We start from the raw sequence: 21,504 nt of genomic DNA, 5'->3' as shown, positions 1-21,504 counted from the left end.
TCAGTCTCCCAGCAACAGACCGGGCAGAGCCGATGGCGGCCTCGGATTACTGGCTGAGAATGCTTCCCGCCCATGTCGTTTAAGACAATGAGCCAGTTTATTGGTGGTTATTTATTGATCACCACTCAGCTACCTGGCACAGGTGTTAGAAACAGCGATTGCGCTTTGTCAGTTTTTGTCATAACAAGCCAGTAGTCAATGCAGCGCTAATGTCTTATTTATCGCATTAATTGACGAATCTGATGTTTGGCGGTAGCGAGGAATATTATTGTCCATGTATGCTTTGCGCACACCCGGATAGTGTAACGATCAGCGATCAAACAAAGATACCTAACAATGACAATAGCTCTAGATATTCAGTTTGGGGGCTTTTCCGCAGCAGGTGGAAAAGAAGATAACCAGGATGCATTTGCGGTATATCGACCAGATCCTGAGGTCGTTCGATTCAAGGGAGTTGGAGCCTGTGTCGCCGATGGGGCCAGCAGCAGTGCCAATGCCCAACAGGCCAGCTCGACCAGTGTCACCGACTTTCTCAACGACTATTACAGCACACCAGACAGTTGGGACGTCAAGCGTTCCGCCGGCAAGGTTCTCACCTCTCTGAACAGCTGGTTGTACCATCATGGCAAGCAGGCTTCTTCCCATAACAACGGATTGGTAACAACTTTCAGTTGTGCTGTGGTGCATGGTTCTACGGCCCACTTTTTTCATGTTGGTGACAGCCGGGTGTATTTGTGGAGTGCCAATAGCCTGGAACAAGTCACCCGTGATCATGTACATGAAGGTGGTGGCAATACCTATTTGTCCCGATCACTGGGTATGGACAGCCATATCGAGGTGGATTATTTCCAGCGTGATGTACAGCAGGGCGATATTTTTCTGCTGACGACCGATGGTGTTCACGCCTTTGTATCCCGCAAGAACATGGTGGATGCCATGAATGCGGTAACGTCAGAAAGCAGTCAGGCCGAGATTGAGGCGGTGTGCTCAACCCTGGTCAAGCAGGCGATAGAAGCCGGCAGCGATGGTAATGGTACGTGTGTGATCTTGCAGGTCCGGCAAGTACCGGATGAAAGCCTGCAGGAATCTGGCCCGCAAGTGTCCGAGCGTCAGGTGCCCGCGGTTTTGTCTGCTGGTGACAGCATCGATCATTACCAGATCAACCACATTATCGAGTCCAGTGTTTCCAGTATTACCTATCAGGTGGTGAACAAGCGTAATGGGCGTCTTTATCTGCTGAAGGCTCCGGCGATTGGGTTACAGGAAAACCGGGATTATCTGGAATGTTTTGCCCGTGAGCAGTGGGTGGCAGAACGCATCAATCACCGTAATGTCATCAGTGCGGTGCCACAGGAAGACTCGCGTTATAACTATCATGTGTTTGAATGGATCGACGGGGTGTCGTTGCGCCAGTGGATATTCGATAATCCGGATGCCGAGGTTAACCAGGTACGCTTTATTGTTGAGCAGATTATTCATGGTTTACGAGCCTTGCAACGGGCCGGCTTGACCTACCGTAACCTGACTCCGGACAACGTGATCATTGTTCAGGGTGGGGGCGTCAAACTGGTGGATCTGGGGACTGTCATTGGACGAGACATTCCAGCGCTAAAAGAGTGGCCTGTGATTGATTCCATGGACTATCAGGCCCCGGAAGCGATACTGAAGCAGGAATATGGCGCCCAGAGTGATCTGTTTGCTCTGGGGGTGGTGATTTATGAAATGCTGGCTGGAAGTCCTCCTTTCCCGCTGGAGCGCATACAGGAACGTGGAGCGCGCTCGGACTCTGAGTGGCGTTACCAGAGCATTCGGATGTATCGCTCCGATATCCCCCTGTGGCTGGATCTGGTGCTGAAAAAGGCTACTGCTCCAAACCCTGATGACCGTTATCAGGCATTTTCAGAGCTGCGGGAAGATTTGTATAGGCCAAATGAACAGCTGGTCAGAGTGCACCGGGGACGTTCTTGGCTGGCTCGTGACCCGGTGGGCTTCTGGCGCTGGAGTGCTGTGGCCTTGGCCGCGGTGGCCATTATTGAAGCCCTGGCTTTGTTATTGAACGACTGACACTCGTTAGTGCCTGGTATTCTCCGGGCATCAATGGATCGACCCTGCAACCAGTACACGCCGATGGCGTGTGCTGGTTGCTTGTTTGAAACCCCGATCGTTCATGCTGGCCACCCTGTGATCAGTTTCTCTCTCCCGTTATTAACCAAACTGGTCAGGCTGGCGGCTGGAATGTCGGCTGGGGCAATGGCCAGGGAATACATGTCTTCCATGCCCTGTTTGTCTTTCCTTACCTCTCTTTGTCTCTGTTCTTTCTCTAATACCCGTTCAAGTCACCACTCTGGTACCTACTACTCCCGTATCGGGACTGCTACCAAGGCACTAGGAAATCACGCCTCTGGTCGGATTGGATGATGCTCTGCCAAAACCAACAATGGTGTTGTATCTGGGCATGCGTGCCAGTGCATCCTGTGGCTGCTGTCCACCCTGAGCGGACACAGAGGCTCCTACACGAATAAGAAAATCCTTTTAGGGAGAGAACACAATGAAAACAACTTCTATCGGCTTGAAGGGACTGGCGTTATCGACACTGGTAGCCGCCGTCTCTTTGGCCAGCTCTGTTCAGGCTGGTGTGACGGATAACGATATTCTCAACGACCAGGCAACGACTGGTGACGTCGTCAGCTATGGTATGGGTTTGCGTGGTCAGCGTTACAGTCCTTTATCCAAGGTGAATTCCCAATCAGTACAGGACCTGACCCCGGTGTGGGGCTTCTCGTTTGGCGGTGAAAAGCAACGGGGTCAAGAATCCCAGCCAATGATCAAAGACGGCGTTATGTACGTCACCGCCTCTTATTCACGGGTGTTTGCGATTGATATCGCTACCGGTGATGAGCTGTGGCAATACGATGCCCGTTTGCCAGAAAACATCATGCCTTGCTGTGACGTGATCAACCGGGGCGTGGCACTGTTCGATAACCTGGTGATCTTCGGAACGCTGGATGCCAAGCTGGTGGCGCTGGATAAAGACACCGGCAAAACCGTCTGGAAGAAAAAAGTAGCAGACTACAAAGGTGGTTATTCCATCTCTGCGGCGCCTATCGTGGTCAAGGGCAAGGTCATTACCGGTGTCTCTGGTGGTGAGTTCGGTATCGTCGGTAAAGTGGAAGCGTACGACGCCAAGACCGGTGAAGTGGTCTGGACCCGTCCGACCGTTGAAGGTCATATGGGTTACCTGAAAGGCAAGGAAAACGGCATTACCGGTGGCAAGGCGGGTAAAACCTGGCCTGGGGATTTGTGGAAATCAGGCGGTGCTGCAACCTGGCTGGGTGGTACTTACGATCCCGATGTTGACCTGCTGTTTTTTGGTACCGGTAACCCGGCACCCTGGAACTCGCACTTGCGTCCCGGGGACAACCTGTACTCTTCCTCCCGTTTGGCTATCGACCCGGATACCGGTGAAATCAAGTGGCACTTCCAGACCACGCCACACGATGGCTGGGATTACGATGGTGTGAACGAGCTGATTTCTTTTGACTATAAGGATGGCAAGAAAACCGTCAAGGCAGCTGCAACAGCAGACCGTAACGGTTTTTTCTATGTCTTGAATCGTGAAAACGGCGACTTCATCAAAGGCTTCCCGTTTGTCGACAAGATTTCCTGGGCCAAGGGGCTGGATAAAAACGGTCGTCCGATCTTTAACGATGCTTTCCGTCCTGGTAATCCATCCGAAAGCGCCGATGGTCATAAAGGCAGTTCCGTCGTCGCCTCTCCTGCGTTCCTGGGGGGCAAAAACTGGATGCCAATGGCGTACTCCCAGGATACCGGCCTGTTTTATGTTCCCTCTAACGAGTGGGAGATGGATATCTGGAACGAGCCAACGGCCTATAAAAAAGGCGCTGCTTACCTGGGTGCAGGCTTCACCATCAAGCCGATCAACGAAGAATATATTGGTGTTCTGCGTGCCATCGATCCTAAAACCGGAAAAGAAGTCTGGCGTTATGAAAACAACGCGCCGCTCTGGGGTGGTGTGATGACAACCGCTGGTGGCCTGGTATTTACCGGCAATCCGGAAGGTTATCTGATGGCGTTTGATGCCAAAACCGGCGAGATGGTTTACAAGTTCAACACCGGTTCCGGTATTGTCGGTACTCCGGTGACCTGGGAGCAAGATGGCGAGCAGTACATCGCGGTTGTTTCCGGCTGGGGTGGTGCGGTTCCATTGTGGGGCGGTGAAGTGGCCAAACGTGTGAAAAACCTGAACCAGGGTGGTTCGGTCTGGACCTTCAAACTGCCAAAACGTCATGAAGTTGCAGCTCGCTGAAGACGACTGAACGACGGTTATAAAATCAACGGCCAATAGCCAGACTATTGGTCTGGTTTTTAAGACTGCTACCTGCTCCAGGTGGCGGTCTTTTTTATGGATAGTGCCCGATGATGATGAATTCCTCCTTCTTAAGTCGCGATCGCTTTTAGCCGTACGAGTGCTGCTCAGGTTCAATACTTTACTGGTCAGGCCAGCCGTTAAGCTACAGGTCTGTTAAATTGATCAGGAGTAGGCAGATGAACATCCTGGTAGTGGATGATCATGGCATTGTGCGTCAGGGATGTGCTGCACTGCTTTCCCAGCATTTTCGCCAGGCCGAGATTGTCGAAGTCGACAGTGGTGAAGCTGCGTGTCAGGCGTGTCGTAAACAACATTTTGATCTGGTTGTTGTTGATTATTGTCTGCCGGGGATTTCCGGTATCGAGACTTGTCGCCGCTTGCTGCAACATGATGACTCTCTGCGGATTCTGTTTTTTTCCATGTTCCGGGAAGCGGAAGTGGTGCGTCAGGCCATCAGTGTTGGCGCGTTGGGTTATGTCTGCAAAAGCAGCAGTTCCTCGTTGCTGGTGGATGCCGCTCGCTCGGTCATGCTTGGACGACCCTTTGTCGAGCACGAACTGTCGATTAACCTGGTGTTCCGTGGTACCAATCTGAACCCCTCCATCTATGATGTGATGACCCCCAGAGAATTTGAGGTGCTGGTAATGATGGCAGCTGGCAAGCGGGTGCAAGACGTTGCCGTCAGCCTGAGCCTGAGCAGCAAAACGATTTCCAATTACGTGACTGCTATCAAGTCGAAGCTGGGGGTTCGTACCGATGCCGAGCTGGTGCACAAGGCCATCGAACTGGGCGTTATCCGTATTGCCGCATCCTTGCCGGCGTAGGCTAGTATTACCAATCAAGTGGGCAGCCCTGACAGTCTTCCATATTGATATCAAGAAAATTGGCGTAATGCTTGCGCGTCTGGCTAAGGTTGGTTCTGACCATATTACTGCCAGACAGCTTGGCTTCCTGCAGATTGGCGCCGGTAAGATCGGCCTCTTCCAGATTGATCTTGGTTGCCCAACTCATTTCCAGGTTGACAGCAGTCATCGTGGTGCCGACAAACCGGGCCTTGCTGATACGGGAAAATTCCATATTGGCGGCGGTCATATTGGCACCGGAAAAATCAGCCGTCTGAGCAAACGTGGTGTAGAGATTGGCTCCGGTCAGGTTGGCATTGACTAACCGGGCACCACGCAAATTGGCGTGGCGCAAATCGGCGCGCAACATCATGGCATCGCTGAAGTTGGCTTTTTCCAGATTGGTATCATTGAAGCGGGTGTGATTCAGCTGTGCGCCACTGAAGTTGGCCCCTTTCAGGTTGGCGTGACTGAGGTCCTGATTGGAAAGATCCTGGCCGGAGAAATCAGCACCGGGGCACTGGGTTTCCGGTTTGATCACACAGCCGTTGATGGTCAGATAATCCAGTTCATCGCTGAAGTCGTTGCTGTTGGCGGCGGCACTGGTATTGATCAACAAGCTGCTGGCCAGTAGCCAGAGTGCCGGTTGGTTGAGAGTAAGCTTCATAACAAAATCCTCGGTGGCATCAGATATGGGGTTGCGCTGAATGCTGACAGGATGTCCTGGGCGCATGGCAGCCCAGGCATCCAGGGCTGCCAATTGGATGGCAGCCTGAGGGGTATTATTTCTTGTCAGCCCATGATGGCAGCTTGAAGGCCCAGAACGACCCACCTTGTGGTACTGGTTTGGTCAGCACCGCCATATCGCCACCCCAGAGTGGTACAGCACCGCCATAACCAGAGGTGATGCCGACGTATTGCTCGCCGTCCATTTCCCAGGTAATCGGCGGTGCAATGATTCCGGAGCCAGTCTGGAACTGCCACAGCACCTTGCCAGTGTCGGCATCAAAGGCCTTCAGGTAACCATCGCCGGTGCCGGTGAAAATCAGCCCGCCCTTGGTGGCCAGTACTCCGGCCCAGAGTGGTAATTTTTCCTTGTGTTCCCAGGCGATTTTGCCGTTTTTGGGGTCAATGGCGCGGAGAATACCGACATGGTCGTCATACATCTGCTTGATGCGGAAACCCATGCCGAGGTACGCCGAACCTTTTTTGTAGATTGGATGTTCGGCCCAGTAATCTTCTTTCCAGTGGTTGCCTGGAACGTAGAACAAACCGGTGTCCTGGCTGTAAGCCATCGGGTTCCAGTTTTTGCCACCGAGGAACGGCGGTGATACTTCTACGCTCTCACCACGATTTTCACCTTCCTTGGGTTTGGGAGGCCGTTGGCCTTCGACCTCAATCGGGCGACCACTTTTCGGGTCGATTCCCTTGGCCCAGGTGATGTTGTCAACAAAAGGGAAAGCACGAATGAACTTGCCGTTTTCCCGGTTAACCACGTAGAAAAAACCGTTACGGTCGGCGTGACCGGTAGCCTTGACGGTTTTGCCTTTGTCCTTGTATTCGAACAGCACCAGCTCGTTGTTGCCGGAAAAATCCCAGGCATCGTTAGGGGTGTGCTGATAGAACCATTTCACCTCACCGGTCGTTGGGTCTACGCCAACCTGGCCAGAGGTATACAGGCTGTCGTATTTTTCTGGTTTGCCATCTTTGCCGGTACGTGCCCAGCCATTCCAGGGGGCCGGGTTACCGGCACCAACGATAATGGTGTTGGTTTCGGTATCAAAGCTGGCGCTTTGCCACGGTGCACCACCGCCATGACTCCAGGCTTCCACTTTACCGGTAGGGGAGTTGGGATCGTCCGGCCAGGATGGTGCCTTGACATCACCGGTCGGCGTGCTTTTCTTGCCATTCAGACGGCCATAATGACCTTCGACAAAGGGCCGCATCCAGATTTCTTCACCGGTGTCCGGGTCACGGGCAAACAGTTTGCCGACGATACCAAATTCGTCACCGGAGGAACCATGAATCAAGAGTACCTTGCCGGTTTTCTTGTCTTTAACAAAGGTCGGTGCGCCGGTCATGGTGTAGCCTGCTTCGTAGTCACCAAAACGTTTTTTCCAGGCCAGCTTGCCGGTGTCTTTGTTTAAGGCAACTACCTGGGCATCCAGGGTACCGAAATAAATCTTGTCGCCGTAGATGGCAGCACCACGGTTGACGACGTCACAGCAAGGACGAATCCCTTCTGGCAGTCGAGCGGTGTAGCTCCACTTCTTTTTGCCGGTACGGGCATCAATGGCAAATACACGGGAATACGACCCGGTAACGTAAATCGTACCATCGTGCATCAGCGCCTGGCTTTCCTGGCCGCGCTGTTTTTCATCACCAAAAGAAAACGACCAGGCGGGTGTGAGCTTGTGGACGTTGTCTTTGTTGAGGTCTGTCAGAGGGCTGTAACGCTGCGCTTTGGGGCCAATACCATAAGCCAGTACGTCTTTTGGGGTGTTGGCATCATTGGCGATGTCTTCCCAGCTGACGTTGCTGCTGGCAACCGCAGCAGGGGTGGCCAGAATAGCCGCAGTGACCAGAGCGGAGTGGATGAGCGAACGCTTGAGGGGCCGAAAGCCGTTGGGCAAGGAGATTGATCGCTGTTTCATGTCTGCATCCTGATTGTTGTTGTAAATGGATGATCAGCAAAGGCTGAGGACACTATTCTGTCTGTTTGCCGGGTTAACGGAATACAGCGGATTTCCTGATGAATATAGGAAAACTGATGGGAGGAAACGGGAAAATTTCCTGCCGTGGGCGGGAATCGATCAGCAGGACTGACAGAGAGACTGAAGGTTAGGGGGGATGGTTATTTGCTGGTGCGATTGAGTGATGGACGAGGTGTCTGGAGAGGCCGTCCGGGGTGTCTGGAAAGAGGCAAGTGGTTACGGGGTTTACGAGTATGGCGATGACAACCCCAGCAGCAAAGCATGATGCTGTTGAGGGTTGTCGTCGCCATGGTCAGTTACTAACGCGCGGCATGCTGTTGCTGAAGCTGGGTCAGGTCGAGCAGAATATGTCCGGATTCCGTCAGCAGGGCATCATCTTCTTTCTGGTCGTGTGTGGCTGATGGTGCTTCTTCTTCGGACTCGACGGTTACTATTTCCTCTGGCTCAGGCTCATCTTCCAGCTGGGTCAGCAGTTCCATCCCCTTGGCCTTGCGGCGTTTGTTTTCCAGGTCCAGGCGTTTCTGGTCATTGGCTTTACGCTCTGCAGTACGGATTTTTTCGTTCAGGGAAATATCGTTCTGCTGGCGCATTTCCTCGATCAGCTGCTTTTGTTCGCGCAGGAAAATAAAGTCGGGATCGGTCTTGGCACGTTGCTGGTGTTTTTTCCGCAACAGGGCAACGCTGTTGTGGATTTGGGAATCGGCAGCGTATTTGGCCGGGCGGATTTCATCCCATGGCAGGGCTTCATCAAGGGCGCTTTCACCAATTTTGTCGGTATCAAATAACGACGGGTACAGCACGTCGGGAATCACTCCCTGATGCTGGGTACTTTGCCCCGAGACGCGGTAGAATTTTGCCTGGGTGATTTTTAGCTGGCCATGACGCAAAGGACGTAATGACTGTACTGTGCCCTTGCCGAAGGTTTGTCCACCAACCACTACGCCACGGCCATAATCCTGGATGGCACCCGCAAAAATTTCCGAGGCTGAGGCGCTGAGGCGATTGACGAGTACAACCAGTGGGCCGTCATACAGAACGGTTGGGTCATCATCCGGCAAGACTTCGACATTACCGCGAGTACTGCGCACCTGTACAACCGGGCCTTGAGGAATAAACAGGCCGGTCAGGCTGATGGATTCTTCCAGCGAGCCGCCACCGTTATTACGCAAGTCGATGATCAGGCCTTCGATGCCTTCCTGGCGCAATTCCTTGATCAGGCGTGCCACGTCGCGGGTGGTGCTTTTGTAATCCGGGCGTTTTTCCATCCGGCCCTGGAAATCGATGTAGAAGGTCGGAATCTCAATCACCCCGATACGATGTTCCTTGTTGTCATCCCCCTTGATGGTCAGCAAGTCTTTTTGTGCGGATTGCTCTTCCAGCTTCACTTCGTCGCGGACAATGGAAATGATCTTGGTTTCGTTGCCAACACTGTTGGAAGGAATGATTTCCAGGCGCACCGTGGTGCCTTTGGGGCCCCGGATCAGATCAACCACTTCATCCAGCCGCCAGCCGATGACATCGGTGATGGCGCCTTTGGGGTCTTGGCCAACACCAACGATTTTGTCGGCAGGATGGAGATTCTTGGCTTTGTCGGCAGGGCCTGCAGGTACCAGGCGCACCACCTTGGTGTATTCGTCTTCCCCTTGGAGTACCGCACCAATGCCTTGTAATGACAGGCTCATATTGATGTTGAAGTTTTCGCTATTACGCGGGGAAAAGTATTGGGTGTGAGGGTCAAATGCCCGTGTGACAGCATTCATGACAGTTTGATAGGCGTCTTCAGGCTTGCTCTGGTGAATCCGGTTGAGCTGGTTCTGGTAACGCTTGTGGAGTAACTCGATGGCAGCCTGATGATCCTTGCCACTCATGGTCAGGCTCAGGATGGAATTCTTCAGACGTTTGCGCCAGAGGTTGTCCAGTTCGACATTGTTGGTAGCCCACGGCGTATTGTCACGATCGATTTTCAGGCGCTCGTCGGTGTCGAAAGTATAGTCCGGGGCCCGCTCTTCCAGCTCTGCCAGCATAAAGGTCAGGCGTTCGTTGACCCGTTGTTGCAAGCGGTTGTAGATAAAAAAGGGAATGGTCAGGTCGCCACGCATCAAGGCGTCATCGAACTGTTTGCGATATCGTTCGAAAGACTGGACATCACTGGCCAACAGGTAACTTCGGGTGCTGTCGAGATCGTCGAGGTACAGGTCAAAAATCTTGCTCGACAAGCGGTCATCAAGACGCTGGAGCTCATAATGGCCACGCAGCAGGTTATTGAGAATCTGCTGGGTCGTGACAGCCTGTTCCCGAGTCGGTTCCAGCGGTGTAAAAGGCGTGCCGGGACGGATATCCTTGATGGCTGCCAGGGCTGCGGTTGAAGTGAAGATTACTGTTAGCAACAGTAATGACGAAAGCGCTTTTGATAGTCTCAAATACATAGTTACAGCCAGGCGTCTACTCGTTGAGTCAAATTTGTACAACCACGGGGCATGGGATGATGATCGCCGCCGTTTGGCCGCTACTGTGATACCAAGGCACCATAATTCAGGCCGATATGGATGCCAAGTTATCCATTATAGACTGCCTTTCGGGCCGTTTGGCGCATAAATGGTGCCAGAGACCATATTTGATAACAAAGAACAAAAATAATTCCTTGCTGCTGGTGCTTAATCAGAGGGAATAAACTTCCGACGGCCAATCACGGCCAATGATGTTATACGCAGTACGTTTTATCCTGACATTAATAGACAAAATACAGGAGCCAATATGGCCAGAGTCACGCTTGCATTGCCATCGACGATCGATTTTTCGGTTGATCTTGATGTCCGGATTTCAGAAATCAACTATGGCAACCATCTGGGCAATGACCGGATGGTGACGCTGCTACACGAGGCGCGGCTGCGTTATTTGCGTTCTCTGGACTTTTCGGAACTGGATATTGATGGCCTGGGGATTATGGTCGCCGACCTGGTGGTTAGTTTCCGGGCCGAAGCCTTTATTGGCGAAGTATTGACCTTTGCCGTCGGGGTGATGGATTTTAACAAATACGGTTGTGATGTGATTTACCGGGTCAGTAACCAGTCCAGCGGTAAACTGGTGGCGGAAGCCAAGACCGGCATTGTATTTTTTGATTATACGGAACGTAAACTGGCGCGGGTGCCGGAGATATTCAGACAGCGTTGCCAGGGGAAAAGTGCCGACTGAGCAACGCTTGAGCCACGAAGGATCAAGGCGCTGTCAGAGGGGAGCCGGAGCCTTGTCTTGTGGTATCAGCTGTCGTCGCTGTTAATGCCAAGGTCGTCGAAATATTCGCTGATAAAGTCGAGAAACGCCCGGCTTTTGGTGGCCAGGTAGCGATTTTGTGGGAATACCACCTTGATCGTACGAACCGGGATCTCAACATTACTGAACAAGCGCACAAGCTCGCCATTCTGCAAGTGATGATCGGCAATATATGTCGGGATGGCCGTGATACCCATACCGGCCAGGCAGGCTTCATAGACCATATCGATGTCGTTGACAGACAGCTTGCGTTCGACGCTGGACAAGGTGAAGCCGTGATCTTTTTCAAACTGGCGCAGCCAGTTAATACGGGCAAACTCGGCGTTGGTGACCATCAGAATACGGTGCTTGTCGAGGTCTTCCAGTGATGTTGGGGTGCCCCAGGTCTTGAGGTACTGAGGCGAGGCACAAATCACAATATTCTGGCGCGCTACCGGTTTGGCAATCAGTCGGGAATCTTCCAGAGTGCCAATGCGGAGCGCAAAATCGTAGCCTTCCTTGACGATGTCCAGCGGTCGATCCGAAATATGCAGGTCGAAGCTGATATCCGGGTACTTTTCGGAAAAATCATTGAACATCCGCGCAAGTTCGCGGCGGCCAAAATTGGACATGGCAGTGATGCGCAAACGTCCGCGCGGCGTCACATCAAAATCGGTGACCAGTTTTTCGGCTTCGGAAATGGACTCGAGGATGTTTTCACAGTGCTGGTAAAACATCTGCCCCGCTTCCGTCGGACTGACCGAGCGGGTCGTGCGGTTCAACAATCTCACTCCCAGACGCTCTTCCAGACCACTGATTTGTTTGCTGACCGCGGATGGCGTAACGCCTAGCGAATCAGCAGCAGAAGTGAAGTTGCGTGCGCGTACAACAGAAACAAATGTTTGCAGGGTGTCTATGCGGGACATGGGTACGATTCTTGCCGAAAACAGGTTAGTGCCGGAGTATAATTAATCCTGAGGAAATAATCAGCTTACATTCGATGCCTTTTACGCCGAAATAGCGTGGATTCAATGCCTTTTGGCCCGTATTGGGCTAATTGTCAGTAAAGTCGTGATATCCGTTGGCGCATGGTCATCGGCTGTTGTCTGTCGCCGTCGTCGCGCTGGTGGCCGTGGCAGTCGTGGCGTCTGGAGTGCCACGGCTACGAGGCTGCCACAGATTAACGATACCGGCGAGAATAATCAGCACTGCTCCGGCAATGGTGGTCCAGCCCGGAATTTCATCCCAGAACCACCAACCCATCAAGGCACCATAAATAACTGCGCTGTAAACGTAGACGCCGACCTTGCCGGTCGGTGCGGTGCGATACGCTTTGGTTAATGCCAGCTGGCCGACTGTTGCCACCAGGCCCATCGCCGCGAGCCACCACCAGGCATCATCGGGAACCGGTCGCCAGTTCATCAGGGCGGCGGGAAAAGAGACCAGGCTGGCAATCAGGCCAAAGTAAAACACAATACACTGGCTGGATTCCGTCACCGACATGCGCCGGATGGTGACCTTGGCCAGAGCTGCCAGGGCAGCCCCGAGCAAACCGATCAAGGCCGCGAGGGTAAAGGTGCTATCGGCTCCGGGGCGCAGGATAATCGCGACACCTGAAAATCCGATCAGCAGAGCCAGGCCACTGAACTTGCCCGTGGGTTCTTTTAGCCACCACCAGGCCAGTAAAGGCATAAAGAAAGGACTCGACAGCTTGACCAGAAAGGCTTCGGTCAGTGGCATATTGCCAAGCGCCCAGAAATAACAGTACATCGCTGCAACCCCTACCAGTCCACGCATGAGGTGCCAATGCCAGACGCTGGTTTTGAGGCTGCCAATGCCACTGTTCATGATCAGGGGGGCCAGTACGATCAGCCCAAGGATATTGCGGAAAAACACCACTTGCTCTGTCGACAGATCGTCTGACAAATGTTTGATCAGGGCGCCCATGATGGCTAATAGCGCTTCTCCCAACATCAGGTATAACGCCCCGATACGCAGTTCGCGACTCACAGTGGTGTAATTCCTCTGGTCTTTAAATTCATTGAAATGACTCAATATCAGCAGTGTTGTGTCGGCGTAGTATTGACGGTGTCGGCTGATTTGCTGGTTTGGGCATCAGTATACGGATGGATGATGAATATTGCTCAGGATCAATAAGCAACTATTAGATTTTCTTGTTTTTGATGTTTTTTACTTGAAAATTATTCATCAAGTCTCCATTTACCATTAAGGCAGTCACTGTTTAGCACAACTTCAGTTTGCCCGACTTTATTTTGTACAACGCTGTGAGTACCGGCCTTCCTTGGCTGGTGTTTGCCGGTATTACCAGAGGAGAAGCTCTGTATGCGTATGGATCGTTTAACCACCAGTTTGCAAAACGCCCTGGCCGAAAGCCAAAGCCTGGCCTTGAGCCAGGATCACAATCAGATTGATACCGTCCATTTGTTATTGGCGTTGTTACAGCAGGCCAATAGTTCGGTCAAAGACGTAATTCGTCGTATTGGCAGCAATGTGCCGCAGCTGGAGCAAGCCCTGCAGAAGGTACTGCAAGATCAACCTCGGGTCAGTAACCCTGATGGGCAAATCCAGGTGTCGGCGGAGCTGGGACGGTTATTGAACCTCACCGAAAAAGCGGCCAAACAGCAGGGCGATCAATACGTTTCCAGCGAGATTTTTCTACTGGTGGCACTGGAAGACAAAGGGGCTGCAGGCCAGGCGCTAAAAGCGGCCGGTCTTGATGCCACCAAAGTGAAACAGGCGATAGAGGATATGCGTGGTGGTGAAACTGTGAGCGATGCCAATGCGGAAGACAGCCGCCAGGGGCTGGAAAAATACTGTATCGACCTGACCGAACGGGCCGAAGCGGGCAAGCTGGATCCAGTGATTGGTCGAGATGATGAAATTCGCCGCACGATTCAGGTACTGCAACGCCGAACCAAAAACAACCCGGTTCTGATTGGTGCTCCCGGGGTGGGTAAAACCGCAGTCGTAGAAGGTCTGGCCCAGCGTATCGTCAATGGTGAAGTGCCGGATACCCTCAAGGACAAACGTATTCTGTCGCTGGATATGGGCTCGCTGGTGGCCGGTGCCAAATATCGGGGTGAGTTTGAAGAACGACTGAAAGCCGTATTAAAAGACGTCGCTAAAGAAGAAGGCCGCATCGTGCTCTTTATTGATGAGCTGCACACCATGGTAGGGGCGGGTAAGGGCGAAGGCTCGATGGATGCGGGCAATATGCTGAAACCGGCATTGGCGCGTGGCGAGTTGCACTGTGTGGGGGCTACCACCCTGGACGAATACCGGGAATTTATCGAGAAAGACGCAGCGCTGGAGCGTCGTTTCCAGAAAATCATGGTGGATGAGCCGTCGGTCGAAGATACGATCGCCATTTTGCGTGGTCTGAAAGAGCGTTACGAGGTTCACCACGGCGTACAGATTACCGACAGCGCCATTATTGCGGCGGCAAAACTGTCCACGCGCTATATCGCTGATCGCCAGTTGCCGGATAAAGCAATCGACCTGATTGATGAAGCCGCTTCGGTGATTCGTATGGAAATCGATTCCAAGCCACAGGAAATGGACAAGCTGGAACGCCGCCTGATTCAGCTGAAAATTGAGCGTGAAGCGCTGAAAAAAGAAAAAGACGAAGCAGCGAAAAAACGTCTGAGTGACCTGAACGACGACATCAATAAAGCCAGCGGTGCTTATGTCGAGCTGGAAGATGTCTGGAAGCAGGAAAAAGCCCTACTGGAAGGTGCTTCCAAATCGAAGGAATTGCTCGAGCAGGCCCGAATCGAGATGGACGCTGCCCGTCGTAGTGGTGATTTGCAACGAATGTCGGAACTGCAATATGGCCGTATTCCTGAGCTGGAAAAACAACTGGCCAGTGCCAATGAAGCCGAGTCCAATGGCTCGCAGGAATTTACCCTGTTACGTAACAAGGTGACAGAAGATGAAATCGCTGAAGTGGTTTCTCGCTGGACCGGCGTTCCGGTGAGCCGGATGCTGGAAGGTGAACGGGAAAAACTGCTGCGTATGGAAGATGTATTACATGAGTCCGTGGTGGGACAGGATCAGGCCATCAAGGCCGTGGCCAACGCGGTACGACGTTCCCGCGCCGGGTTGTCGGACCCGAATCGACCTCATGGTTCTTTCCTGTTCCTTGGCCCGACCGGGGTGGGTAAAACCGAGCTGTGCAAGGCGTTGGCCAACTTCCTGTTTGACAGCAAGGACGCCATGGTACGGATTGATATGTCGGAATATATGGAGAAACACTCGGTGTCCCGTTTGATCGGTGCGCCTCCAGGTTATGTGGGTTACGAAGAAGGTGGTCACCTGACCGAAGCGGTACGACGCAAGCCTTATTCCGTGATTTTGCTGGATGAGGTCGAGAAAGCCCATCCGGATGTGTTTAACATCCTGCTGCAGGTGCTGGATGATGGCCAATTGACCGATGGTCATGGTCGTCGGGTGAACTTCAAGAACACTGTGCTGGTGATGACCTCGAATCTGGGCTCTGATGTGATCCAGAACCTGTTTGCCGATCAGCCGTATGAAAACATGCGTGATGCTGTTATGGAGATTGTGGGTAATCACTTCCGGCCAGAATTTATCAACCGTATCGATGAAGCGGTGGTATTCCATCCGCTGATGAAAGACCAGATCCGGGGGATCGCTGATATTCAGTTGCAGATGTTACGTGACCGCCTGGCGGAACGTGATCTGTCATTGGAATTCAGTGACGCTGCGATTGGCAAGCTGGTGGATGTGGGTTACGACCCGGTCTTTGGCGCTCGGCCATTAAAACGGGCAATTCAGCGCTGGGTCGAAAACCCACTGGCGCAGGATATTCTCTCGGGCAAATTCATGCCGGGGGATACCATCATGGCTGATGTGGCAGAACAGGAAGAGGGTGGTTCCACTCTGGTATTCAGTTCTCGGCATCCTGTTGTGGCCATGTAATCGTAAGCATTGTGATGTTATTTGATTATTGACTTCATCAAGCGGCCCGAGAGGGCCGTTTTTTTGTGGTGGATCCGACGAGTTGCTCTGGCTGCCTGTATGATGGCTGCAGAATCTGTTGCCAAGCGCGGTATTTGAATGGTTGTTGCCGCTGTGATAACGGAATAATACGTGCAGCCCGGAATCTGGAGGATATGGTGATGGCTCGGCATATGGAGAATTCATGGCTGGTGCAAGCCAGCCAGTTGCTAACAATCAGTACGGCACTGGTGTTGACCGCCTGTGCATCGGTTGCAGGGTCCGTGGTGGATCTGGGCGATCATGCTGAAAACCAGCTTCACTGCGGCATGGATGCTGGCGTTACGCTGAAAGAGGATGGTAGTCAGGTCGTTATTGCACTGGGTCCGCGTCCAACCCCCGGTTATCAGGTGGTACTGGAGCAAAGTGAAATGAGAGACAGTATGGTGTCAGTGACCTTCCATGAGCAGCTGCCACAACAAGGCAGTATAGCCGCGCAAGTCATGACATCCCCCTGTATCATGCTGACCTTGCCAGAAACATGGCAATCGTTGCGGGTCAGTAGCAGTGATTCTGGTGCCGTCTGGCAATTCTTTAATCCGGCTAACCCCCGTTAGGAGCTGGTTTGGCAATTATTCTGGGTATTGACCCCGGCTCACGAGTGACCGGCTTTGGTGTGATTAATGCCGTCGGTCAGCGCGTGGAGTACATTACCAGCGGCTGTATCCGCTGCGGTGATGGCGACATGCCACAGCGGCTACAGACTATTTTCACCTCGGTTAATGAAGTGATCGAAACCTGGTCGCCGCAACAATTTGCGATTGAGCAGGCCTTTATGGGAAAAAATGCCGCCTCGGCGCTGAAACTCGGTCAGGCACGTGGTGTCGCTATGGTTGTCGCGGCATTACAGCAACTGCCGGTGGCGGAGTATGCTCCGCGAGCGATTAAAATGGCGGTGACGGGTACCGGCGGAGCGGAAAAAGAACAGGTTCAGCATATGGTGCAAACCTTGCTGAAATTGCCCGGCCGGCCGCAGGCAGACGCGGCGGATGCGCTGGCGATTGCGCTTTGTCATGCCTTTACTGCTGCCAGCCTGGTTGCCCGGGCCGGTGCCAAAGGCAGCCGCCGGGGACGTCCGGTTAACTTTCCTTCTTGACTCCAACTGTGCTTTGTCCGGGCAGTTGAGCCATGCTTGGCTTTGCTGGTAGGCTAAGCCGCTTTTTGTGCAGGTATCGCTATGATTGGTCGTTTACAGGGCGTTGTGCTCGAAAAATCCGCCCCGGATTTGCTGGTTGATGTCAATGGCGTTGGCTACGAGGTGCAGGCCCCGCTGACGACCTTTGCCGTTCTGGGGAATACCGGCTCCCCTGTGGTGCTGTATACCCATCTGGCGATTCGTGAAGATGCTCACCAGTTGTATGGTTTCAGTGATAAAAGCCAGCGTTCCTTGTTTCGGACCCTGATCAAGGTCAGCGGCGTCGGACCCAAACTGGCATTGGCTATCTTGTCTGGTATGGATGTTAATGCCTTTGCCATGTGTGTGCATAATGAAGACATTACCGCCTTGACCCGCTTGCCTGGCGTTGGCAAAAAAACGGCTGAGCGGCTGGTCGTGGAGATGCGTGATCGCCTGAAAGAATGGCAGACACCGGCTCCGCTGTGGCAAGCCGCGGATCATGCCGAGCAGGCGTCTGCAGATATGATTCTGTTGGAAGCCGAGTCGGCACTGGTGTCTCTGGGCTACAAGCCCGCAGAGGCAGCCCGGATGCTGAACAAGTTTGTGGATCAGGCGACCACCGCGGAAGAACTGATTCGGTTGGCCCTCAAAAACAGTCTGGGTAACGCATGATAGAAACTGATCGTTTTATCAGTCCTGTGTCGGCTCCGGGTGAAGAGCATCAAGATCGTGCTATTCGTCCCAAAACCCTTGACGACTATATTGGCCAGCCCGTGGTGCGGGAGCAGATGGAAATCTTTATTGGTGCTGCTCGTGCCCGCCAGGAGGCTCTGGACCACACGCTGGTGTTTGGTCCACCCGGACTGGGGAAAACCACGCTGGCCAATATCATTGCTGTCGAAATGGGCGCATCGATCAAGTCCACGTCTGGCCCGGTACTGGAAAAAGCCGGTGATCTGGCCGCCATGCTGACCAACCTCGAAGCGGGTGATGTACTGTTTATTGACGAAATCCATCGCCTGAATCCCGCGGTAGAAGAAGTACTGTATCCGGCGATGGAAGATTATCAGCTCGATATCATGGTGGGAGAAGGGCCAGCAGCCCGCTCCATCAAGATAGAACTGCCACCTTTTACCCTGGTGGGTGCGACCACGCGGGCGGGGTTGTTGACTTCGCCATTACGAGACCGGTTTGGCATTGTACAGCGACTGGAGTTTTATAATGAGGACGACCTCAGCACTATTGTCAGTCGCTCAGGCTCACTACTGGAGCTGGAAGTCGATCATGCCGGGGCCAGGGAAATTGCTCGTCGTGCGCGCGGAACGCCGCGGATTGCCAACCGCCTGTTACGGCGGGTACGCGATTATGCCCAGGTCAAGGGGGATGGCAGCGTTGATCTGGCCTGTGCCGATGCAGCACTGAACATGTTGAATGTGGATGCCCAGGGCTTTGATCATATGGACCGTCGCCTGTTATTAACCCTGATGGAAAAATACGATGGTGGCCCCGCCGGGGTCGACAGCCTGGCAGCATCCATTGGTGAAGAACGGGATACCATCGAAGATGTACTGGAGCCTTATCTGATGCAACAGGGTTATATTACCCGCACGCCACGAGGCCGCATGGCAACCCGGTTGGCCTACCTGCATTTTGGTTTGCCATTGCCGGCACGACTGGGGCCTCAAGATGAATCTGTTTGACTGGCCGGTCCGTATTTATATTGAAGACACCGATGCCGGTGGCATCGTTTATCATGCCAATTATTTACGCTACATGGAGCGCGCCCGAACCGAGTGGTTGCGGTCCATGGATATTGGCCAGGAAATACTGCGACAGCAGGGTATTCTGCTTGTCGTAACTGCCATTGACGTCAAATACCGCAAACCGGCCCGGCTGGATGATGAACTGAATGTTTCAGTGCAGGTCGATAAGGTCGGCAAGGCCCGCTTGCACATATCGCACCTGGTCAGTCGCATCAATAACAGCGGTGAGCATGAACGGCTGGTGACTGCGAATGTTGTTATCGCCACCATGAACTTTGAAGGCAAGCCGATGGCTTTGCCTGCCATTATTACCACCCGTATGCAGGATCAGTTGTCCGCCGCGGGGAACTCAACGGATGTCAGGGAGTAGCAGTGAACGAGTCCATGTCCATTTTCAGCCTGGTGCTCAATGCCAGTATTGTTGTACAGCTGGTGATGCTGATGCTGTTGCTGGCGTCGGTGAGTAGCTGGGTTGTGATCTTCCAGCGCAGCCGGGTGCTATCTGCCAGCCGTGCCCAATTGCTGGATTTTGAAGATCGCTTCTGGTCCGGTGCCGATCTCAATGATCTGTATCGAGAGTGTCAGGCCAAAGAAACAACCAGCATGATCGAAAACGTCTTTATGGCGGGGCTGAAAGAATTTGGCAAGATGCGGCAGCAGAGTACGCATGACCCGGATGCCATGATCCAGGGCTGCCAGCGGGCAATGCGGATTGCGATTACCCGGGAGTCGGAAGCGCTGGATGCTCACTTGCCTATGCTGGCCACCGTCGGCTCCACCAGTCCTTATATCGGCCTGTTTGGTACGGTGTGGGGCATTATGAATTCGTTCCATGGTTTGGCTTCGGTCAAGCAGGCCACCATTGCAACCGTGGCCCCGGGTATTTCCGAAGCACTGGTAGCGACCGCCATGGGTCTGTTGGCGGCCATTCCTGCGGTTATTTTTTATAACCGGTTTGTTTCGCGAGTGGATCACTTGACGACAGGTATGAATACGTTTGCCGATGAATTTTCTTCATTGCTGTACCGACAGGCATTACGGTTGAAACAAGGGGCCAAGCCTGCGGCAAGCGGGGAAAAATAATGGAGTCAATGCAGCCACCGGCGGCCAAACGACGGCCTGTTGCAGAAATCAACGTTGTGCCCTACATCGATGTAATGTTGGTGCTCCTGGTGATTTTTATGGTGACAGCTCCCATGCTGGTACAAAGTATCCAGGTGAACTTGCCCCGGGTTGACTCGACGCCGGTTGAAATTGAACCTGATGACCATACCCTGGTTATCTCCGTGAATCAGCAGGGTGTGTATTTTATCGAGCGTGAAGAAGGCCAGCCCGCGGCGATGACTCTGATGCAAGTACAGGATTATATGGCCAAGGTAAAAGCCGAGGTTCCGGCTACCCGGGTCATGATTCGAGGGGATGAGCAGGTTGCCTACGGCAAGGTCGTGCGCCTGATGGGAGGTTTGCAAGTGGCGGGTATATCGGATGTAGGTCTGATTACTGAAGCCCCGGATGCGGAAGCAGGCGAGTGAAACAGTGGTTTAAGCCGTCGTCTTACTCGATACCAGTGATGCTGGCCATTTTGCTGCATGGCGGTGTTGCTGGCTTATTCTTGCTGCAATGGCCTGCGGCAGAGCGCATCATCAAGCCTCCGGTGCCCAAACATATTATTGCGAATGTGGTCGCAACAGAAAATCGTGCCGTGCAGCAGCGTCAACAACAGGCACAGCAACAACATGCCCAACAACAAAAACAACAGGCCGCCGATGCGCTGAAGAAAAAACAGGCGGCTGAGAAAGCCAGAAAGCAGCGTGAAGCCGATGCTTTGGCACTAAAGAAAAAGCAGCAGGCTGAGGCCCAACAGAAAAAACAGCAAGCACAACAGCAAGCCGAAGCTGAGGCACAAGCCGAGGCGGATGCCAAGGCAAAAGCTGAAGCCGAAGAAGCGGCAGCCGCTGCCGAGCGTGAGCAGCAGTTACGCGAAGAAGAACAGCAACTGCTGGAGCAACTGGCAACCGAGCAGGCCGCTCAGGAAATGCAGCAACAGCAAGAAAATGAACGGCGCGCCAAAGTCGAAGCGGAGCTGGAGGCAGACTTTGTTTCCCAGGTACGAGAAAAAGTTGAGCGCAGCTGGCTGTACCCGCCAGCAGTCAAGCCCGACCAGCAGGTAACGGTGCGTATCAACCTGGTTCCGACCGGGGAAGTCATCAGTGTTGTGGTTATCAAAGGCAGTGGCAACACGGCGCTGGATCGCTCGGTTGAACAGGCGGTGCTCAAGGCATCACCCTTGCCGGTTCCCAAAGACGTGCGGGTATTCGAGCGCAGTTTCCGTACACTCACCATGGTTTTCAGACCGGAGAATGCAACGTGGTAAAACAATGGATTAGCA

18 protein-coding genes are annotated in these 21,504 nt (G+C 53.2%); 13 read left to right on the top strand and 5 right to left on the bottom strand.

Going from position 1 to position 21,504, the window contains the following annotated elements; all coding sequences use genetic code 11:
• Positions 1-336: 336 nt before the first annotated feature.
• The 3 genes from Q8W22_RS01245 (at position 337) to Q8W22_RS01235 (ending at position 5,214) form a co-directional block, all read left to right on the top strand.
• The gene (locus Q8W22_RS01245) at positions 337-2,064 is read left to right on the top strand and encodes a bifunctional protein-serine/threonine kinase/phosphatase (protein WP_305451385.1); all 1,728 of its coding nucleotides are present in this window, start codon (positions 337-339) and stop codon (positions 2,062-2,064) included.
• Between the two features lie 484 nt (positions 2,065-2,548).
• A complete protein-coding gene (locus Q8W22_RS01240; protein ID WP_303433797.1) occupies positions 2,549-4,327 on the top strand; it encodes a PQQ-dependent methanol/ethanol family dehydrogenase in 1,779 nt (592 codons plus the stop codon).
• Between the two features lie 239 nt (positions 4,328-4,566).
• On the top strand, positions 4,567-5,214 hold the full coding sequence (locus tag Q8W22_RS01235) for a response regulator transcription factor (RefSeq protein ID WP_303433796.1): 648 nt from the start codon (positions 4,567-4,569) through the stop codon (positions 5,212-5,214).
• Between the two features lie 7 nt (positions 5,215-5,221).
• Here Q8W22_RS01235 and Q8W22_RS01230 read toward each other — a convergent pair whose 3' ends face one another.
• The 3 genes from Q8W22_RS01230 to Q8W22_RS01220 all read right to left on the bottom strand — a co-directional run bounded on the left by Q8W22_RS01230 (position 5,222) and on the right by Q8W22_RS01220 (position 10,333).
• The gene (locus tag Q8W22_RS01230; protein WP_305451384.1) at positions 5,222-5,899 is read right to left on the bottom strand and encodes a pentapeptide repeat-containing protein; all 678 of its coding nucleotides are present in this window, start codon (positions 5,897-5,899) and stop codon (positions 5,222-5,224) included.
• 115 nt (positions 5,900-6,014) lie between these two features.
• Positions 6,015-7,886: a methanol/ethanol family PQQ-dependent dehydrogenase gene (locus Q8W22_RS01225; protein ID WP_305413818.1), complete on the bottom strand. Its 1,872-nt coding sequence runs from the start codon at positions 7,884-7,886 to the stop codon at positions 6,015-6,017.
• Positions 7,887-8,245: 359 nt separating this feature from the next.
• Complete coding sequence (locus Q8W22_RS01220) at positions 8,246-10,333, bottom strand: carboxy terminal-processing peptidase (protein WP_303433790.1); 2,088 nt, start codon at positions 10,331-10,333, stop codon at positions 8,246-8,248.
• A gap of 367 nt (positions 10,334-10,700) precedes the next feature.
• On the opposite strand from Q8W22_RS01220, the gene Q8W22_RS01215 reads away from it, so the two are divergent.
• Complete coding sequence (locus Q8W22_RS01215; RefSeq protein WP_303433788.1) at positions 10,701-11,138, top strand: thioesterase family protein; 438 nt, start codon at positions 10,701-10,703, stop codon at positions 11,136-11,138.
• Positions 11,139-11,203: 65 nt separating this feature from the next.
• On the opposite strand, the gene Q8W22_RS01210 is transcribed toward Q8W22_RS01215, so the two are convergent.
• Complete coding sequence (locus Q8W22_RS01210) at positions 11,204-12,121, bottom strand: LysR family transcriptional regulator (protein ID WP_303433786.1); 918 nt, start codon at positions 12,119-12,121, stop codon at positions 11,204-11,206.
• Positions 12,122-12,287: 166 nt separating this feature from the next.
• The gene (locus tag Q8W22_RS01205; protein ID WP_305413813.1) at positions 12,288-13,205 is read right to left on the bottom strand and encodes a DMT family transporter; all 918 of its coding nucleotides are present in this window, start codon (positions 13,203-13,205) and stop codon (positions 12,288-12,290) included.
• Positions 13,206-13,538: 333 nt separating this feature from the next.
• Between Q8W22_RS01205 and clpB the strand changes: the two genes are divergently transcribed.
• The 9 genes from clpB to tolA all read left to right on the top strand — a co-directional run bounded on the left by clpB (position 13,539) and on the right by tolA (position 21,489).
• Positions 13,539-16,157, top strand: coding sequence for an ATP-dependent chaperone ClpB (gene clpB, locus Q8W22_RS01200; RefSeq protein ID WP_303433783.1), 2,619 nt, complete (start codon positions 13,539-13,541; stop codon positions 16,155-16,157).
• A gap of 200 nt (positions 16,158-16,357) precedes the next feature.
• A complete protein-coding gene (locus Q8W22_RS01195) occupies positions 16,358-16,792 on the top strand; it encodes a protease complex subunit PrcB family protein (RefSeq protein WP_305413810.1) in 435 nt (144 codons plus the stop codon).
• An 8-nt stretch (positions 16,793-16,800) separates the two neighbouring features.
• Positions 16,801-17,331, top strand: a complete 531-nt coding sequence (gene ruvC / locus Q8W22_RS01190) for a crossover junction endodeoxyribonuclease RuvC (RefSeq protein WP_303433779.1) — start codon at positions 16,801-16,803, stop codon at positions 17,329-17,331.
• An 81-nt stretch (positions 17,332-17,412) separates the two neighbouring features.
• The gene (ruvA, locus tag Q8W22_RS01185) at positions 17,413-18,024 is read left to right on the top strand and encodes a Holliday junction branch migration protein RuvA (protein ID WP_303433778.1); all 612 of its coding nucleotides are present in this window, start codon (positions 17,413-17,415) and stop codon (positions 18,022-18,024) included.
• Positions 18,021-19,052, top strand: coding sequence for a Holliday junction branch migration DNA helicase RuvB (gene ruvB / locus Q8W22_RS01180; protein WP_303433776.1), 1,032 nt, complete (start codon positions 18,021-18,023; stop codon positions 19,050-19,052). The genes ruvA and ruvB overlap by 4 nt, the downstream gene beginning before the upstream one ends.
• Complete coding sequence (locus tag Q8W22_RS01175; protein ID WP_303433774.1) at positions 19,039-19,485, top strand: YbgC/FadM family acyl-CoA thioesterase; 447 nt, start codon at positions 19,039-19,041, stop codon at positions 19,483-19,485. Before ruvB ends, Q8W22_RS01175 begins: the two co-directional genes overlap by 14 nt.
• Positions 19,486-19,487: 2 nt before the next feature.
• Complete coding sequence (tolQ, locus tag Q8W22_RS01170; RefSeq protein ID WP_303433772.1) at positions 19,488-20,198, top strand: protein TolQ; 711 nt, start codon at positions 19,488-19,490, stop codon at positions 20,196-20,198.
• Entirely contained in the window at positions 20,198-20,647 is a 450-nt protein-coding gene (gene tolR, locus Q8W22_RS01165; protein WP_303433770.1) for a protein TolR, read from the top strand. Before tolQ ends, tolR begins: the two co-directional genes overlap by 1 nt.
• The gene (gene tolA / locus Q8W22_RS01160) at positions 20,644-21,489 is read left to right on the top strand and encodes a cell envelope integrity protein TolA (protein ID WP_305451383.1); all 846 of its coding nucleotides are present in this window, start codon (positions 20,644-20,646) and stop codon (positions 21,487-21,489) included. The genes tolR and tolA overlap by 4 nt, the downstream gene beginning before the upstream one ends.
• Positions 21,490-21,504: the final 15 nt, after the last annotated feature.

Source organism: Oceanobacter sp. 1_MG-2023 (genome assembly GCF_030689025.1).
Classification (GTDB): domain Bacteria; phylum Pseudomonadota; class Gammaproteobacteria; order Pseudomonadales; family Oceanobacteraceae; genus Oceanobacter.
Note: the sequence above shows the minus strand (reverse complement) of the source record. Positions and strands in the feature narration are given on the sequence as shown.

What these genes read in the sequence shown, in the direction of transcription:
- Q8W22_RS01215 (WP_303433788.1), top strand. Translation starts at nt 10,701, where the DNA reads ATGGCCAGAGTCACGCTTGCATTGCCATCGACGATCGATTTTTCGGTT.
- Q8W22_RS01225 (WP_305413818.1), bottom strand. Translation starts at nt 7,886, where the DNA reads ATGAAACAGCGATCAATCTCCTTGCCCAACGGCTTTCGGCCCCTCAAG.
- ruvB (WP_303433776.1), top strand. Translation starts at nt 18,021, where the DNA reads ATGATAGAAACTGATCGTTTTATCAGTCCTGTGTCGGCTCCGGGTGAA.
- Q8W22_RS01230 (WP_305451384.1), bottom strand. Translation starts at nt 5,899, where the DNA reads ATGAAGCTTACTCTCAACCAACCGGCACTCTGGCTACTGGCCAGCAGC.
- Q8W22_RS01195 (WP_305413810.1), top strand. Translation starts at nt 16,358, where the DNA reads ATGGCTCGGCATATGGAGAATTCATGGCTGGTGCAAGCCAGCCAGTTG.
- tolR (WP_303433770.1), top strand. Translation starts at nt 20,198, where the DNA reads ATGGAGTCAATGCAGCCACCGGCGGCCAAACGACGGCCTGTTGCAGAA.
- Q8W22_RS01175 (WP_303433774.1), top strand. Translation starts at nt 19,039, where the DNA reads ATGAATCTGTTTGACTGGCCGGTCCGTATTTATATTGAAGACACCGAT.
- Q8W22_RS01245 (WP_305451385.1), top strand. Translation starts at nt 337, where the DNA reads ATGACAATAGCTCTAGATATTCAGTTTGGGGGCTTTTCCGCAGCAGGT.
- clpB (WP_303433783.1), top strand. Translation starts at nt 13,539, where the DNA reads ATGCGTATGGATCGTTTAACCACCAGTTTGCAAAACGCCCTGGCCGAA.
- Q8W22_RS01210 (WP_303433786.1), bottom strand. Translation starts at nt 12,121, where the DNA reads ATGTCCCGCATAGACACCCTGCAAACATTTGTTTCTGTTGTACGCGCA.
- ruvA (WP_303433778.1), top strand. Translation starts at nt 17,413, where the DNA reads ATGATTGGTCGTTTACAGGGCGTTGTGCTCGAAAAATCCGCCCCGGAT.
- Q8W22_RS01240 (WP_303433797.1), top strand. Translation starts at nt 2,549, where the DNA reads ATGAAAACAACTTCTATCGGCTTGAAGGGACTGGCGTTATCGACACTG.
- Q8W22_RS01235 (WP_303433796.1), top strand. Translation starts at nt 4,567, where the DNA reads ATGAACATCCTGGTAGTGGATGATCATGGCATTGTGCGTCAGGGATGT.